Annotated in this window: 13 protein-coding genes; 10 read left to right on the top strand and 3 right to left on the bottom strand. The window is 34.7% G+C overall.

The annotated features are described in order from the left end of the window. Positions 1–16: 16 nt before the first annotated feature. Positions 17–637 carry a hypothetical protein gene (locus CKW03_RS11665; protein ID WP_093097090.1) on the bottom strand — a complete coding sequence of 207 codons (621 nt, stop codon included), beginning with the start codon at positions 635–637 and terminating at the stop codon, positions 17–19. Positions 638–1044: 407 nt separating this feature from the next. Between CKW03_RS11665 and CKW03_RS11660 the strand changes: the two genes are divergently transcribed. Together CKW03_RS11660 and CKW03_RS11655 are read left to right on the top strand one after the other, a co-directional pair. Beyond that, positions 1045–1575, top strand: a complete 531-nt coding sequence (locus CKW03_RS11660; RefSeq protein WP_236736467.1) for a suppressor of fused domain protein — start codon at positions 1045–1047, stop codon at positions 1573–1575. A 49-nt stretch (positions 1576–1624) separates the two neighbouring features. Then, entirely contained in the window at positions 1625–3289 is a 1665-nt protein-coding gene (locus tag CKW03_RS11655) for an ABC1 kinase family protein (RefSeq protein WP_093097085.1), read from the top strand. A gap of 88 nt (positions 3290–3377) precedes the next feature. Here CKW03_RS11655 and CKW03_RS11650 read toward each other — a convergent pair whose 3' ends face one another. Both CKW03_RS11650 and CKW03_RS11645 read right to left on the bottom strand, forming a co-directional pair. Further along, positions 3378–5114 (bottom strand): thiamine pyrophosphate-dependent enzyme, encoded by a 1737-nt coding sequence (locus CKW03_RS11650; RefSeq protein WP_093097083.1) that lies wholly within the window; start codon positions 5112–5114, stop codon positions 3378–3380. A gap of 249 nt (positions 5115–5363) precedes the next feature. Further along, positions 5364–6263 carry a DUF3078 domain-containing protein gene (locus CKW03_RS11645; RefSeq protein ID WP_093097080.1) on the bottom strand — a complete coding sequence of 300 codons (900 nt, stop codon included), beginning with the start codon at positions 6261–6263 and terminating at the stop codon, positions 5364–5366. 358 nt (positions 6264–6621) lie between these two features. Between CKW03_RS11645 and CKW03_RS11640 the strand changes: the two genes are divergently transcribed. The 8 genes from CKW03_RS11640 (at position 6622) to CKW03_RS11605 (ending at position 15738) form a co-directional block, all read left to right on the top strand. Then, entirely contained in the window at positions 6622–7047 is a 426-nt protein-coding gene (locus tag CKW03_RS11640) for a BT0820 family HAD-type phosphatase (RefSeq protein ID WP_093097078.1), read from the top strand. Positions 7048–7443: 396 nt separating this feature from the next. Beyond that, the gene (locus CKW03_RS11635; protein WP_093097075.1) at positions 7444–8673 is read left to right on the top strand and encodes an MraY family glycosyltransferase; all 1230 of its coding nucleotides are present in this window, start codon (positions 7444–7446) and stop codon (positions 8671–8673) included. 14 nt (positions 8674–8687) lie between these two features. After that, a complete protein-coding gene (locus CKW03_RS11630) occupies positions 8688–9647 on the top strand; it encodes an NAD-dependent epimerase/dehydratase family protein (RefSeq protein ID WP_093097073.1) in 960 nt (319 codons plus the stop codon). A gap of 44 nt (positions 9648–9691) precedes the next feature. Continuing rightward, on the top strand, positions 9692–11146 hold the full coding sequence (locus tag CKW03_RS11625; RefSeq protein WP_093097070.1) for a lipopolysaccharide biosynthesis protein: 1455 nt from the start codon (positions 9692–9694) through the stop codon (positions 11144–11146). A gap of 8 nt (positions 11147–11154) precedes the next feature. Continuing rightward, complete coding sequence (gene wzx / locus CKW03_RS11620; protein ID WP_093097068.1) at positions 11155–12564, top strand: O-unit flippase-like protein; 1410 nt, start codon at positions 11155–11157, stop codon at positions 12562–12564. Further along, positions 12561–13478 (top strand): glycosyltransferase family A protein, encoded by a 918-nt coding sequence (locus tag CKW03_RS11615; protein WP_093097065.1) that lies wholly within the window; start codon positions 12561–12563, stop codon positions 13476–13478. The genes wzx and CKW03_RS11615 overlap by 4 nt, the downstream gene beginning before the upstream one ends. 91 nt (positions 13479–13569) lie before the next feature. Further along, positions 13570–14592 (top strand): glycosyltransferase family 2 protein, encoded by a 1023-nt coding sequence (locus CKW03_RS11610; RefSeq protein WP_093097062.1) that lies wholly within the window; start codon positions 13570–13572, stop codon positions 14590–14592. A 45-nt stretch (positions 14593–14637) separates the two neighbouring features. Further along, positions 14638–15738 (top strand): glycosyltransferase WbsX family protein, encoded by a 1101-nt coding sequence (locus CKW03_RS11605; RefSeq protein WP_093097059.1) that lies wholly within the window; start codon positions 14638–14640, stop codon positions 15736–15738. Positions 15739–15761: the final 23 nt, after the last annotated feature.

Raw genomic sequence — 15761 nt, 5'->3', positions numbered from 1 at the left:
TATTTGAGAGGGTGGATTAGGTTATTTTCTTGATAACTTTCTCCACTCTTTTTCTTTTACTATCTTTTTCGATTTCATCTAATCGAAGTGATAAAGTTTCAATAACTTTTTTGGACGACTGTGCTTTTATTTTTGTGCTTAGCATTTCAGCATACATCGGTAATTGGTTTGTTGGACAAGAAGAAAGTTGTTTGATTAAGGCATTAAATGCCTCCTCAGCATAGTTTTGATGATCTAGGAGATTCGTTAAAATAGCCACAAAATTATCTCTAGTTATAACTGAACCTTGTTCAACAGCGTTTTCAAGGCTGATGATATTGTTGAAAATCTGATCAGGCACTATCAAGGATATTGTTTTTAATGCGGACATAGCACCCCACTGAAGTCTGTTGTTTTTAATTGTTAAGGCTTCGATAAAATCTTTCCAATAGGAGGAAATCAGTTCAGGAGTGATTTCCCCAATCTCATAAAGTACTTTAATGCTGTCATTCTGCAAATCTTTTTGATTGCCTTTGATCAATTGTATCAGTTCCTCGACAGACTTGCTATCCTTGGTTTTCGCGATTTCTTGCGCTAATTGGATATTTGGTTCCTCATCACGTCTACCTAAGGTCGATGCTAATCTTTCTTTTACCATTTTTTCAAGGTTTGATGTTGTAAGTTAAGAGAAAAATGGATTGTTTTCTTATTGAATGTCAGAATTTATATGCTGATTTTGAGGGAATAATTTAAAATAAACCATTAATCTATGATTTTTGATGATTAACTTATATCCGACTGAAATTAAATCTATTGCTGATCTGTGGATTAGGATGAATGGCTTGATTTTAGATGTAATTCAATAAAAAAAGGGAATGATAGTCCTATTTGTTAAAGAGCACAAACAATTAGGTTTGTAATGCATTATTAAATAAAGAGAATGAAAAAGAAGAATATTTATCGAAGTATAATGAAGATGATACGGTTGGTTGGACTGCAATAGATGGGCAACTAGCTACTATTTATGAGGGTATTGAGCCAAGGCATTATGGTCCTTTATGTGGTTTGCATTTTGCAGCTGGCGGAACTGACCCTATTGATGGAATAAGCGTTTATGAAAATAATCATGAGCCTTCACACTTACATTTGGTTAGCTATGGAATGAGCGAGCTTTACTATAACCCAGAAATGGCGGAAAGTGAATTCAGTAAATGGGGTTTTGAGTTTACCTTTAGGTTGGTGCCTTTTTCAGAAGATGAGGGCGATCCAGGCTGGGCAATGCAAGTTTTCAATAATTTAGCTCGATATGTATACCAAAGTGGAAGATGGTTTGAAGAGAATCAGTTTATTCCAGCTAGGGGGCCAATAAGGTTAAATACGGAAACTGATATAGTAGGGTTTGCTACTTGCTTGGATCCTCAATTAGGGAGGATAAAAACAGCTCATGGTGAAGTATCTTTTATTCAATTAGTTGGAATCACACAAAAAGAACTAGACTATCTAATGGAGTCGCCATCCACTCAAAAAGTTGCTGATTTTTTAGATGAAATGAAGAAGGGTAACCCTTTGTTGGTTACAGATTTAAATAGAAAATAATTAGGCTGTAGTTGGAAAGGTCTGTCTCTTTTAGGATATAAAGTTTAGCATGAAGCATATCAATGGTTTTCAAAAAATAAAGCGAGTTGGACAGATTCTGAAAATCCTATCAAAACATGGGTTTGATGAGGTTGTTTCAAGATCCAACCTGGACAGGATTTTGCCAGATAGTTTTTTGTTCTGGAATAATCATGCTCGGAAAGTTTTTGAAGAAGATTTTAATATAAGGGTTAGGTTGGCGATTGAAGAGCTGGGGCCAACTTTTATTAAGTTGGGTCAATTACTTAGTAATCGTCCTGATATTATTCCAAAAGATTTACAAGAAGAGCTGGTAAAATTGCAAGATGAGGTGGCTGATGAAGGAATTGATATCCGAAAAAGGCTATCCAATGAATTGGAGATTGACCTAGATGCGCATTTTATTTCCATCGATGAAAAACCTATTGCATCTGCCTCAATTGCCCAAGTTTACCGTGCAACACTAAGCAATGGTAAGGAAGTCGTATTAAAAGTAAAACGGGAAGAAATTGATGAGGTAATCCAAGCTGACCTTGATTTTATCAAGGATTTAGTCAAGTTACTGCAGCGGAAATATGAAGTGGTTTATAAAATGAACCTCTATCAGATTGTTCTTTCTTTTGAGAGTTCATTGTTGAATGAGCTTTCATTTACCAATGAAATTAATAACATTGAGCGATTTAGGCGGAATTTTAAGGAGAACAAAGATGTATATGTTCCTAAAGTATATAGGAAGTATAGTACGGATACCTTGATCTGCATGGAATACATCGATGGCGTAAAGGTGAATGATCTAGAAGGTTTTGAGCGATATGGGCTTTATCCAAAATCTGTTTTGCAGAACGTGTTGGATCTTTATCTGGAACAGGTATTGATGCATGGTTTCTTCCATGCCGATCCTCATCCTGGAAATGTATTTGTAAATCAGCGTGGCCAAATTGTCTTTATTGACTTTGGTGCCATGGGGTTTATGATTCCAGAAGACAGGAAAATCATTGAAGCAATGGTGTTGGATTTTTTAGCGAATGATGCTAAAAGCCTGATCAAAAACATAAAAAGGCTTTCGGTAGCTCATCATATTGAAGATGAAAGGCGATTGGAGCGAGATGCTTATGAAATATTTGAAATGATCAAGCAAAATGCATTGGATGATATCGATATCTCCGTGATGCTCCAAAAGCTAAATATCGTATTACAGAGTAACCATATCTTATTGCCTGATTTTGTCTATTTATTACTTCGTGGAGTTTCCATTTTGGAAGGTACCGGCAGACAATTGGATGCCGACCTCAATGTGCCCGAAAGTATTGAACCATTTGCGAAAAAGATAGCGGCAGAGAAATTTTCTTCGGAATATATTCTAGGTCAACTGAAAGAGAAAGCAAAATTTGCGAAGGATGTCTTAACAGAAGTTCCTTTGGATCTATTGACTATTTTAGAAAAGGTAAAGGATGATAAGATTACTGTGAACCATAAGATGCAAGATTTTGATAACCTTCAATTGATCTTACATAGAATGGGGAATAAGTTCTTGTTGTCTATTTTGGCAATGACCTTTGGTGTTGGAGCAAGTATTCTTGCTCATGGTCGCGTTGGTTATTTGATTTGGGGAATCCCTGTGCTTTCTTGGTTTGGGTTTATAATGAGTTTTATCTTATGTTTCGCCTTATTGAGCCATTTGTATAAGAGTAAATGAGACAATAGATTTGAGGTGTGAGATATGAGAATATGTGTCTATTAAAAATAGAAAAACAGGGCAAACGGTGGGTTTGCCCTGTTTTTTGTTAGAATATACTTTTTAAATGTTTGTAGTTTGATTTAATGGTTTCGAAAACTTCGTCCATTCGGCCACCAAGGATTAACTTGCCCATACTTTCTGTCATACCTACGACTTGGTTTGCGCTGATGTGGGAAGGCATTGCCAAGGCACTTGGGTTAGTGAAGATGTTCAACAGGAATGGACCTTCAACTCGTAAGGTTTCTGCAATGACTGCATCTATCTCCTCAGGTTTATGGATATTCATTGCTGGAATACCGAATGCTTCAGCCACTTTTGCAAAGTCAGGGTTGAGCATATCGGTTTGATTATCAACCAAACCAGCTACCTGCATTTCAAGTTTTACCATACCTAAGGCTCTGTTGTTGAATACGATAATTTTAATGGGCAGATTGTATTGTTTGATAGTAGCCAAATCACCTAATAACATGGAAAGGCCACCATCTCCACACATTGCTATGATCTGCCTTTCTGGGTGAGCAAAAGCTGCTCCAATTGCCATAGGCATGGCGTTTGCCATACTACCATGGTTAAAAGAACCTAACATCTTGCGATCCCCAGTCTGTTGAATATACCTTGCGCCCCAAACACAGGTCATTCCAGTATCAAGGGTGAAAATGGCGTTTGGGCTCGCATGTTTGTTTATGACATCAGCAACAAATTCAGGCTGGATGGCATCTTGAGTACCGATATCATCAACATATTCATGAAGGTTCTCCTGGACCTTTTTCGAGAATTTTCCAAAGGAATCCAAAAAAGCATTGTCAACTTTTTGGTCAAGGAGTGGCAATAAGGCAAGAATCGTTTCTTTGATATCACCTACAGCTCCAATATCAAGTTTGCATCTTCTGCCAAGTCTTTCTTCTGCGGTATCAATCTGGATGATCTTATTGTTCGTCGGCATAAAATCATCATAAGGCATGTCCGTACCGAGTAAAACCAAAACATCAGCTTCTTTCATAGCTTGGTAACAAGATGGGATGCCTAATAGGCCAGTCATTCCTACATCATATGGAGGAGGAAGTTGGGCATTCATTTTCCCCCTAAAGCTATAACCTACTGGAGATTTTAGTTTTTCTGCCAATAGCTGTAATTCTGATCTAGCGCCTATTGCTCCAATTCCTGCGTATAAAGTAATCTTTGAGCCTTTATTAATGAGATCCGCTATGTTTTGAAGTTCTCTATCAGAAGGCCTGATTAATGGATTGCAACGGAAAATTTGGGTTGAAGTGACTGATTCTTTGGCTTTCAATTCAGAAACATCTCCTGGCAAGCCGATTACACTTACTCCTTTTTGAGAAATGGCATGTTGAATTGCAGATTGGATAATTCGTGGTGCTTGTTCAGCAGTCGTGATCAGTTGGTTATATCCGCTACAGTCATCGAAAAGCTTGTAAGTATTGGTTTCTTGGAAGTAGCCGGTTCCCATCTGATTAGTTGGAATGGTCGATGCAATGACGAGCATGGGTACATGTGCTCGATGTGCTTCATATACTCCATTTATTAAATGTATATGCCCAGGGCCACAGCTTCCGGCACAACAAGCTAAGCCATCAAGCTCTGCCTCGGCAGCTGCGGAATAAGCACCTACTTCTTCGTGTCTGACATGGACCCATTGTATCCTTCCATCTTTTCTAATTGCTTCATTGAAAAAATTCAAACTATCACCTGTTACTGCATATACCCGTTTAACTCCTGCTTCTACGAGCATTTCTACCAATTGTTCTGCAACTATTTTAGCCATTTTGAATAAGATTTTATGTTTTATTTCCTTATTTAAATAACAGGGATTCAATCTTTTGGTTTCGTAAAACTCAAATAATACGGAATAGAACTTAGTCCATCGTTGAGTTAGAAGGTTCGCATCTCTACGAGATGCTTCAAATGAATCTCAGCACAAAAAAACCTTAACTTAATGACATAGGTTATAGAGGTATAAAAAAAAGCGGCCAAAAGGCCGCTTTTAGTAATCATATTTTATTATAGAAGGATATTAAAACTTATAGGTAACCCCTGCACCTAGAATCTGTCTTACCTGAAGTCCAGGTCCCTTAGTGCCATCACTTTTAGGAACATTCACGTTGTCATCATATACTAATTGCACAGCTGCATTGACCGTGATAAATTTGTTTACTTGAAGATTAAGGTTTGCTAAATAATCCACATCGACATTTTGTGGATCTTCTAGATAATTGGAATATAATTTCAGGATATTTTCAAAAGTTATGTTTTCCATTAATCCGACTTTGTAATATGCATCTAAAGCGGCACCGAATTCATTTCTTGAGAATTTATCCGGATCAACTCCGAAATCAGGTCTTAAGCTTTCTGCACCTACCATAACGAATCTTGCTGATGCAGGAGAGATGTTAATTTTAAAGTTGTCAGACTGTTTATAGGCAATACCTGGACCAAAGCTTAAATATGCTGGAGCAAAAGGAGCAGAAATTTTTCTACCTCTAGTTGCGCCATCATACTCATAACCGTTTGCAAATTGAGTATTGAAGTTCATGAAAAAAGTGTAATACCATTTTTCAGCAGCTTGGTAACCAAGTAAACTATTTAAAGCGAAGCGATCGTCGTTTTTTCTCCAATCCGTTTCTTTTTGGTAGGTCTGTCCGTAGGCTGCGATTAATTTATTATCCCAATTCCATTTGTCTTTTTTGTAATTGAAGTCATAATTGAAAATTAGGTTCCCCGCTAAGGAATTAACTCCACCTGCCGCCCAGTTAGAAAAGGAGCTTTGGTTTAACAAGAATGTATTTTCCCCTTTGATCGTCCAAGTTTTGGTCGTGTCTGCCTGTGCGGCGTCTTGTTGTTCGGATTCTTGGGCTGAAACTTGAAAAGAGAAAAAGGTAACAGCAGATAAAAAAGCAACTTTTAATACTTTCATGATTGATAATTATTTTGTGAATAGTTGTGAAATTTGCGGCGCTAAATTATTAAATCTTAATATCTATGCAAGCCGATGGAATTGAAGAGGACTGAAGTCTATGTTTTTCAGTAATAGGAATTGGGAAACTAATCTTGATTTAAATCATTTAGGAGCAGTTTATATGATTTTAGATTCTTGCCTAATTATATTTTGAAAAAAATAAATGATTGTAACTTTTACAAAATTATATTTTGAATAAAAGGATTTTTCATTATGAAAAAATATAAAATATTCTTTACGATATGATCGCAAAGAGCTGAAATTTTATTTGATATTTGGACTAGAATTTGTTGTAGTAGATAAAAAATAATGAAAGATGGTAATTGCGGTAGATTTCGATGGAACCATAGTTGAACATAGATATCCTAAGATCGGAAAACAGATTCCTTTTGCAATTGATACTTTGAAGCAGTTACAGAATGATTCTCATATTTTGATTTTGTGGACCGTAAGGGAGGGCGAATTGTTACAAGAGGCAATTGATTATTGTAAAGATCAGGGGCTGGTTTTCTATACTCACAATTCCAATTTTCCTGAAGAAGATCGGAGCCAAGGCTCCAGAAAGCTAAGTGCAGATCTATTTATCGATGACCGGAACTTCGGTGGGTTGCCCGATTGGGGGATAATTTACCGAGCAATTAATCGGAAAATGGCCCATGAGCTGCAGTTCAATACAGATGAATTATACCAAGAAGGGCACCGACCTTCTAAAGGTTCAGCTTGGAAAAAGTTCTTCAAATAATTTATTTATTACTTTAAAATTTCTATTTTTATAATATTATTAACGATTTCAATCCTTAACGTTGAGGGGTATGGTAATAATTCTTCAACAATATCCTAAATGTTATTCTAACGCCCAAAAAATATGGGTTTTAAATCTTTCTGAATGGTATTAATAAAGGCTATCCTCAAAAGATAAAACTTTAAAATTAAATGTTTAAGCACGTAAATAGGGGTGTAAGGTTTGGGCTACAAATAGAGAAAAAGAAGATATAGAAGGGGTTAAACACTCGTTTGCCCTGTAAATATGTTATAAATTTGTTCCAAACAAATGCTAATTGTTATAGCAAAATTAAATTGTTGGTTAGATATAGTGTAACTGAATCTACTGACAAAAAAAGTCTAAATAATTAAGTCGATGGAGTTTGTCATTCTACTTGTTCCTTTTTTACTAGCCATATTTCTTGGGAAGATTATCATCCCATACATTATGCTTATTACATATAGGAAGAGGCTATTTGACCCCATCGATGCTAGAAAAGTCCATCAAAGTATAGTTCCTAGGTTAGGTGGAGTTGCATTTGTTCCCATCCAATGTTGTTTATTAGCCATTACCGTTGTATTAGTTTATAAAACCAATTTTGTCAATTTGGGGATTGTGACCTGGGAAGTGTTTCCCATGTTTATCATGCTGATTTGTGGGTTGGTTATTCTTTATATCATTGGTATTGCGGATGATTTAATTGGAGTAAGCTATAAATGGAAGTTTGTAGCTCAGATATTAGTGGCTACATTTTTTCCTTTAGCCGGTTTATGGATCAATGACCTATATGGTTTAATGTTCCTAACTTACCTTCCTGCATGGGCAGGTATTCCCCTCACGATTTTTGCCGTCGTTCTAATTATCAATGCCATCAATCTAATTGATGGTCTAGATGGTTTGTGTTCAGGGTTGGTTGGAGTAGGGTGCCTGGTATTAGGTACGTTATTTGCATTTTACCATGCCTGGATCCATGCTTTATTGGCATTTATTACAACCGGTATATTAATATCATTTTTCTATTATAATGTTTTTGGGGCATCCAAAAGGAGAAGAAGGATATTCATGGGGGATACGGGAAGTATGACTTTGGGTTATACAATGGCCTTCTTAGCAATAAGTTTTGCAATGAACAATAAAAGCATCAAGCCTTTTTCAGAAGGTGCAATTGTTGTTGCTTTCTCAACCTTAATTGTGCCTGTATTTGATGTAGCAAGAGTTATATTTATTAGATGGTTTAAAGGATTGCCCTTATTTAAAGCTGATCGTAGTCACTTGCATCATAAATTACTTCGTTCGGGACTTTCACACAAAAGTGCAATGATGAGCATCATCGGTCTCTCTTTGTTTTTCTGTGCTTTTAATATTATCACGGTCCAATTTATTAGCAATAATATTGTTGTTCTATTGGATTTAGTTTTATGGTTTTTATTTACATTGACTTTCAATTATTTTGTGAACAAAAGAAACGCAAAACTTGTTAATCAAGAAATGGAGCAAGAAATTATTAAAGTAGAAACGGTTCAATTTGCTGAGGATCCAATAAAAGAAGTGAAAACTGGTGTAGCTTCAAATGCAGTTTCCGTCACATTAACAAAAAAAATATAACATTTAGATCATAGATGAATATAGCTATTATCGGTGGTTCAGGTTTTGTTGGCACAAAGCTAATTGGAAACCTCATTGATACTCCCACACTAAACCTTATCAATATTGATAAACAACAAAGTTCTAGTTATCCGCAAATAACAAAGATTGCAAATGTGCTCGACAAAGTTCGATTAAAAGAGCTTTTGAAGGGGCAGGATGTTGTTATTTTGTTAGCTGCTGAGCATAGGGATGATGTTTCTCCAACTTCACTTTATTATGATGTGAATGTAGAGGGGATGAGACATACCCTAGAAGCGATGGAGGCAAATGGTGTCAAAAGGTTAATCTTTACGAGCTCTGTTGCGGTTTATGGTTTAGATAAGGATAATCCGGATGAATCTTTTCCTGCGGATGCCTTTAACCATTATGGAAAGAGTAAGTGGGAGGCTGAACAAGTGCTACAGGAATGGTATAAGACCCATTCGGATTGGAATGTGAATATCGTTCGTCCTACCGTGATTTTTGGAGAGGGAAATAGAGGAAATGTATTTAACCTTTTGAATCAAATCGCTTCAGGGAAATTCATGATGATAGGCGATGGAAAGAACCAAAAATCTATGTCCTATGTTGGGAATGTTGTAGCATTCCTTGAGTTTTTGATTCAGCACAAACGCGAAGGATATAATGTTTATAATTATGTAGACAAACCTGATTTTACCACAAATGATTTGGTTTATCATACCGGTGAGATTTTAGGGAAGAAAATACCTACAACCCATATTCCATATTGGATTGGGATGTTAGGGGGCTATGGGTTTGATGTGTTGGCCTTTATAAGCCGAAAAAAACTGACGATCAGTTCTGTTCGTGTCAAGAAATTCTGTGCAGTTACTAAATATGATTCTACAAAGGCGATGTCTTCGGGTTTTGTTCCACCTTATTCGATGGAAGAAGGCTTAAGGAGGATGTTGAATGCAGAATTTGGGAAGTAATATAAAATAATAATTTTATATTAAACATTTTGAAACTATAAAGCATGGGGCTTAAAGAGCAAGCTGCTAAAGGGGTGTTTTGGGTATTTGCTGAACAGTTTGGTTCACAATTGATAGGTTTTGTCATAAACCTTGTATTAGCTAGGGTTTTATTACCATCGGATTTTGGTACAATTGCCTTATATGGAGTAATTATGAGTATTGGCACTGTTTTAATCAATGGAGGATTGACAAATAGTTTAATTAGAACTCAGGAAATTGACGAAAGGGATCTGTCTACAGTCTTCTGGTTTAATTTTGGAGTTAGTCTAATTATGTATCTTCTGATTTATTTAATAGCTCCCATAGTCGCAAACTTTTATAATGTTCCAGTATTAATCGGATTGATACGAACTTATGCAATAATTTTAGTAATAGATTCCTTTGCAGCAGTACAAGTGTCAAAAGTATTAAAGGCGATGAATTTTAAAACTGCATTTAAGATCCAATTGCCATCAATGATAGCAGGAGGTGGGTCAGGTATTTATTTTGCAACTCATGGTTATGGTCCATGGTCATTAGTCTATTCATCATTAATTCAAAACTTCGTATATACTTTGCAGTATTGGTTGTACAGTGATTGGCGACCCAAATTTTTATTTGATGTAGAAAAGTTCAAATATCATTTTTCTTTCGGTATTCGGTTGACAGCATCATCATTATTAGATACAATTTTTAATAATTTATATAATATTATTATTGGCAAAAAATTTTCCTCAACTCAGTTAGGATATTATAATCGGGCAGATGCTTTAAAGCAATTACCAATTACGAATATTGCAGGGGCATTGAATCGAGTTACATTCCCTTTATTTGCCAAATTGGCCCATGATGATGCCGCTTTAAAAAAATACTATCAAAATATCATATTAGTAGTAATTTTCCTAATAGCTCCATTATCTGTATTAATGGTTGTTCTTGCAGAACCAATAATTAGATTTTTATTAACTGAAAAATGGATGCCCGCCATCCCTTATTTTCAAATTTTATCGATTGGAGGAATTTTATATCCTATACATGCATATAATCTAAATATATTACAAGCTAAGGGCAGATCAGATTTGTATTTGAGAATTGAACTGATTAAAAAAATTATTATTGTAGCAGTAATATTATGCACCTTACCTTTAGGAATGATAGGATTGGTGTGGGGTAGCGTGATAATCTCCGTCATTACTGTGTTCATTAATACCCACTATACCTCGAAGTTTATTGATTATCCAATTTGGAATCAATTTGCTGATTTGTTACCGAGTATTATTAGAGCATTAATTGTAGGAGCCTTAGTTTATTTTATTGATAAATATTTACTTATAAATTACCATGATTTAATACGCTTGATTATTTCTGTGGTCATATATTTGGGTACTTATTTTGGTATTGCGTATCTATTAAAAACTAAGGAAATGGCTATATTGATCGACCTGATTAAAGGGAGCCGCAATAATAAGGAAACTTAAACAACTTTATGGGCATTAAATTGACCAAGAAGGATGTTATTTGGAGTTATTTAGCACAATTTTTTGGAATAGCTTCCGGTATTTTCATCCTTCCTATTATATTACGATTGCTTTCCACTGAGGAAATTGCTTTAAATTATCTGATTGGATCCTTAGGGGCAATGGTTGCTTTGTTTGATTTTGGTTTTGCACCTCAATTCGGAAGGAATATTACCTACGTTTTTAGTGGTGCACAAGAAATTCAAAAAAAAGGAATTCAGGATGCAACTGGATTAGGTGAGATTAATTATCATCTTCTTGCGAATATGATCCATACAGCCAAATTCGTCTATCTCCGAATTGCTATTTTTTCTGGTATAGTACTTTGTACCCTTGGTACTTGGTATATTTATAGCGTTACTAATAGATTCACAAGTGTGGACAATGTAATATGGATCTGGGTATTTACAATTATTTCCATTTTTCTCAGTTTTTATTTTTCCTATTTCGACTCTCTGTTGATCGGTAGGGGTTTAATTCGCAAAGCTAAGATTGCAGGGATTATCTCCAAAATAGTTTATATTTTATTAGCTATTTCCCTATTATTTATGGGTTATGGTTTATTTGGGGTTGTGATCTCCAGTCTTTGTTCCACTTTCATTTACAGGCTTGTTTCTTACCGTTTTTTTTATGACCGAGATTTCAGGGAAAAGTTAAGAGGGATAAAACCTAATACTTATGAAAGGAAGGAGTTGTTCAAAAAGATTTGGCATAATTCGAGCAGGTTGGGTTTGGTATTTATTTCAGCATATGCTATTAATAACCTAAGTATGTTCTTAGCGGGGTTGTATTTAAGTAGTGAAGAGGTGGCATCATATGGTCTTTTAATTCAATTGGTCAGTATCATAGGTGTTGTTGCAGGAACATTGATCAATAGTTACAATCCCACATTTGCATCATTAAGAATTTCTGGAAAAACAAAGGAATTAATGGAAACTTTTTCCTTTGCCCTGTTTGTTTATCTCTCCTTATTTATTATGGGAGCGACCTTTTTAATTTTCTTAGGTCCTATTGTCCTAGAGTTTATTGGCTCAAATGCTGTATTGCCCAATTCTTATGTTATGATGGCCTATTGTTTAGTTGTGATTTTAGAGAATAATCATTCTAACTTTGGCACTTTGATAGTTACAAAAAATGAAGTTCCATTTTTGAAATCCTCTTTGATTGCTGGTGTTTTTGTAGCACTTGGAGACTTCCTTGTATTAAACTATTTATCTATAGGAGTATTAGGATTGATTTTGGTCCAAGGGATAGTCCAATTGGCTTATGCAAACTGGAAGTGGCCATTATTAGTTTGTCAGGAATTTTCAACAAACTATTTACAGATTTTGCGCCTAGGATATAGGGAAACAATTTTGAAAGTTAAGCTTTTATTATGAACAAATTAGCGATAGTGGTCCCTTACTTTAAGATTGATTATTTTGAAGAATGTATAAAATCATTAGCTAATCAAAGTGATAAGAGATTTTCTGTTTATATAGGTAATGATTTAAGTCCTGATGATCCATTTCCAATAATAGAAAAATATTTATCTCCGAATCAGTATTTCTATTTTGATTATGAAGAGAACCTTGGAGGGAAAAATTTAGCCTTTCAGTGGTTGAGAATCTTGGCAGAAATTAAAGAACCATGGTTTCAAATACTAGGAGATGACGATTCTATAGCATTAAATTTTGTAGAAGAGTTTTATAAAAATTTGCCTGCAATTAATTCTGATTGTCATGTCTTGAAATTTAATAGTGTTCTCGATTTTGTTGATGAGAAAGAGGAAAGGTTCTATACAAGTTACCAGACAGGTTATTATGACACGTATGATTTGATTTTAAGGAAGATTTCTGGAGGATTGAATAGCAGTCTAAGTGAACATGTTTTTAGGTCTGAAAGATTTAATGAAGTAGGGTTTGAAATTTATCCCCTAGCTTGGCATACAGATGATTTTTTAATTGTAAGGATGTCCGGATTGGGAAAGACTTATTTCGTTAGTAAATCTAATGTTGTTGTAAGGGTCTTTGGGAATAGCACGTCAGGTTCCGAAAAAAATTTTGATCAAAAGTCAACTGCCACTAAACAATTTTTGAAAGATTTTGCTCAATTTATAATCAAAAATAAAAGGAGTTTTTGGGAAAAAAGAAAGTTTTTAATTGCCATAAGGAAATATAAATCAGAGGTCGGATTATCATACATTTCTGAAATATACTTTTTGTTTGGATGGTTAGGGACTGTTTATTTTCAAATTTATTTAATTGGATTGAATTTAAAGAGAAAATTGGTGTTATCAGAAGGGAAAATATAAGTATCATTCTTTGCAGAGTATTAGAAGTTTACGATAATTAAAATAATATCCTAATACTTTATTATTAATTATTATATCCCTATATTCGCACATGATTCATGTGACAATAATTGTTCCGGTATATAACGTTGAAAAGTACATTAAAGAGTGTTTTGAATCCATTGCCCTTCAAAATTATCCTTATTTGACTTGCATGTTTATCGATGATGGGAGTATAGATGCTAGTTTAGAAATACTTCAAGAGAAAATTGCTTTTTATAATGGACATATCGACTTTAAGTTGCTTAAAAATGAAGGAAACCTTGGCGCATCTGGAACTAGAAATAGAGGGATCATAGAAAGCCAATCTGACTATATTTATTTTTTGGATAGTGATGATGCAATCTCACCTACTTGTATTGGCGAACTAGTATACCATGTCCTTAAACATCCAGGTGTTGATATCGTTCAAGGGGAAATCTTAAGTGAAGTGGTAAATATCAATCATGTCCTTAAAATTTCAGGTAAAGGGTACCCTGACTATTCTTGTAATAAACATTGGGTCAGGGCAAACATATTTAATAGCTTACCAATTTCGCCTTGCAATAAACTTATCCGTTTGGAAATCCTTAAGAAACATGAAATTTATTTCAAGGAAGGTATTGTCAATGAAGATGTTTTATGGTCTTACCATTTAAGGAAGTATATAAAAAGTTTAGCCTTTAATTTTAAAGAGACGTACTTCTATAGACATAATCCAAACTCGGTAACCATATCTGTGCAGAATGAAAGACGTAGGTTGGTTGATCAATTTTTTATACTAAACAGTTTCCTTCAAGATATTGATTCAAAATATAGGGAAATAGATAATTTTGGGATCATAAAGCAATATTCGCATGTTAAATTATTGACTGTTTCTCCTGAAAATCAAGAATTATTTATTACAAGTTTAAACTCGTGTATAAAAAATGCATTGGAAAACAAAGAAATTTTGGGGTTTTATAAACCATTTTTCTATTATTTAACCATTTCAGGCGCGATTTTTGGTAGATCTTTATTCATTTGGCGCAAATTTCTTGGGATTTTATTCAGATATAATAAATCTATTGAAAAACAGCGTGTTAGAGAGGTGTAATTAACAAAAGCTAAACTATTTTTTATTTACTTATTAATTAAAATCATGGGGGGAGTTAAAGCTATCGCATTCTATCTTCCACAATTTCATCCAATTAAAGAAAATGATGAATGGTGGGGAAAAGGTTTTACGGAGTGGACAAATGTTGCAAAAGCAAAACCAATGTTTCGGGGTCATTATCAACCACATATTCCTGCTGATTTAGGTTTTTATGATTTACGTCTTTCTGAAGCGAGAATTGCCCAGGCAAATTTGGCTAAGGCATATGGAATTTCTGCTTTTTGTTATTGGCATTACTGGTTTGGAAATGGGAGAAGGATTTTAGAACGTCCATTTCAAGAAGTTTTAGAAACAGGTAGTCCTGATTTTCCATTCTGTCTCGCGTGGGCTAATGAAACTTGGAGTGGTATATGGCATGGTAATCCAAAAACTATTTTAGTAGAACAGGTTTATCCAGGAGAGCATGATTATATTGATCACTTTTATGCTATTTTACAAGCATTTAAAGATGAAAGATACTATAAAGTAAATGGGAAACCTCTTTTCATGGTGTATAAGCCAATGGAAATTCCTGATTTACCTTTATTTGTTTCAACTTTCCGAAGACTTGCAATGGAAAACGGTCTTGAAGGTATTCATTTAGTGGCGACCAATGTGGATCCTAACTGGGATACTGAAAAACATGGGTTTGATGCATTGACGCCTGCCGTCCACACGAAAGACTCCTACTTGCGGTCTGCTAATAAATTTGTTGATATTTATCGAAGAGCTAAATCAAGTAGGTTGAATAAATATTATAAGAAAATTTTTAAACGTCCGACCAGAATTTATAACTATAAGGATGCGATTCAAGAATTTGATGAGAATGCTGGAAGAAATATTTATTATCCAACAGTGATTCCAAATTGGGATAACAGTCCGAGAAGTGGCTTAAATGGATTCATCCTTCATAATTCCACACCTCAGTTATTTAAGAAAGCGATGGTGAATGCCGTTCGAATGGTAAAGAAATATGATTCTGAAAATCAAATTATTTTTATTAAATCATGGAATGAATGGGCCGAAGGGAATCATTTAGAACCAGATTTGAAATTTGGTCATAAATACCTTGAAGTTGTAAAGGATGTCCTACAAACAAAAGATTAATAGTGTCTTTTAGATAAAAAAAG

Source organism: Sphingobacterium mizutaii (assembly GCF_900187125.1).
Classification (GTDB): Bacteria; Bacteroidota; Bacteroidia; order Sphingobacteriales; family Sphingobacteriaceae; genus Sphingobacterium; species Sphingobacterium mizutaii.
Note: the sequence above shows the minus strand (reverse complement) of the source record. Positions and strands in the feature narration are given on the sequence as shown.

What these genes read in the sequence shown, in the direction of transcription:
- wzx (WP_093097068.1), top strand. Translation starts at nt 11,155, where the DNA reads ATGGGCATTAAATTGACCAAGAAGGATGTTATTTGGAGTTATTTAGCA.
- CKW03_RS11625 (WP_093097070.1), top strand. Translation starts at nt 9,692, where the DNA reads ATGGGGCTTAAAGAGCAAGCTGCTAAAGGGGTGTTTTGGGTATTTGCT.
- CKW03_RS11655 (WP_093097085.1), top strand. Translation starts at nt 1,625, where the DNA reads ATGAAGCATATCAATGGTTTTCAAAAAATAAAGCGAGTTGGACAGATT.
- CKW03_RS11605 (WP_093097059.1), top strand. Translation starts at nt 14,638, where the DNA reads ATGGGGGGAGTTAAAGCTATCGCATTCTATCTTCCACAATTTCATCCA.
- CKW03_RS11635 (WP_093097075.1), top strand. Translation starts at nt 7,444, where the DNA reads ATGGAGTTTGTCATTCTACTTGTTCCTTTTTTACTAGCCATATTTCTT.
- CKW03_RS11645 (WP_093097080.1), bottom strand. Translation starts at nt 6,263, where the DNA reads ATGAAAGTATTAAAAGTTGCTTTTTTATCTGCTGTTACCTTTTTCTCT.
- CKW03_RS11640 (WP_093097078.1), top strand. Translation starts at nt 6,622, where the DNA reads ATGGTAATTGCGGTAGATTTCGATGGAACCATAGTTGAACATAGATAT.
- CKW03_RS11610 (WP_093097062.1), top strand. Translation starts at nt 13,570, where the DNA reads ATGATTCATGTGACAATAATTGTTCCGGTATATAACGTTGAAAAGTAC.
- CKW03_RS11630 (WP_093097073.1), top strand. Translation starts at nt 8,688, where the DNA reads ATGAATATAGCTATTATCGGTGGTTCAGGTTTTGTTGGCACAAAGCTA.
- CKW03_RS11650 (WP_093097083.1), bottom strand. Translation starts at nt 5,114, where the DNA reads ATGGCTAAAATAGTTGCAGAACAATTGGTAGAAATGCTCGTAGAAGCA.
- CKW03_RS11665 (WP_093097090.1), bottom strand. Translation starts at nt 637, where the DNA reads ATGGTAAAAGAAAGATTAGCATCGACCTTAGGTAGACGTGATGAGGAA.
- CKW03_RS11615 (WP_093097065.1), top strand. Translation starts at nt 12,561, where the DNA reads ATGAACAAATTAGCGATAGTGGTCCCTTACTTTAAGATTGATTATTTT.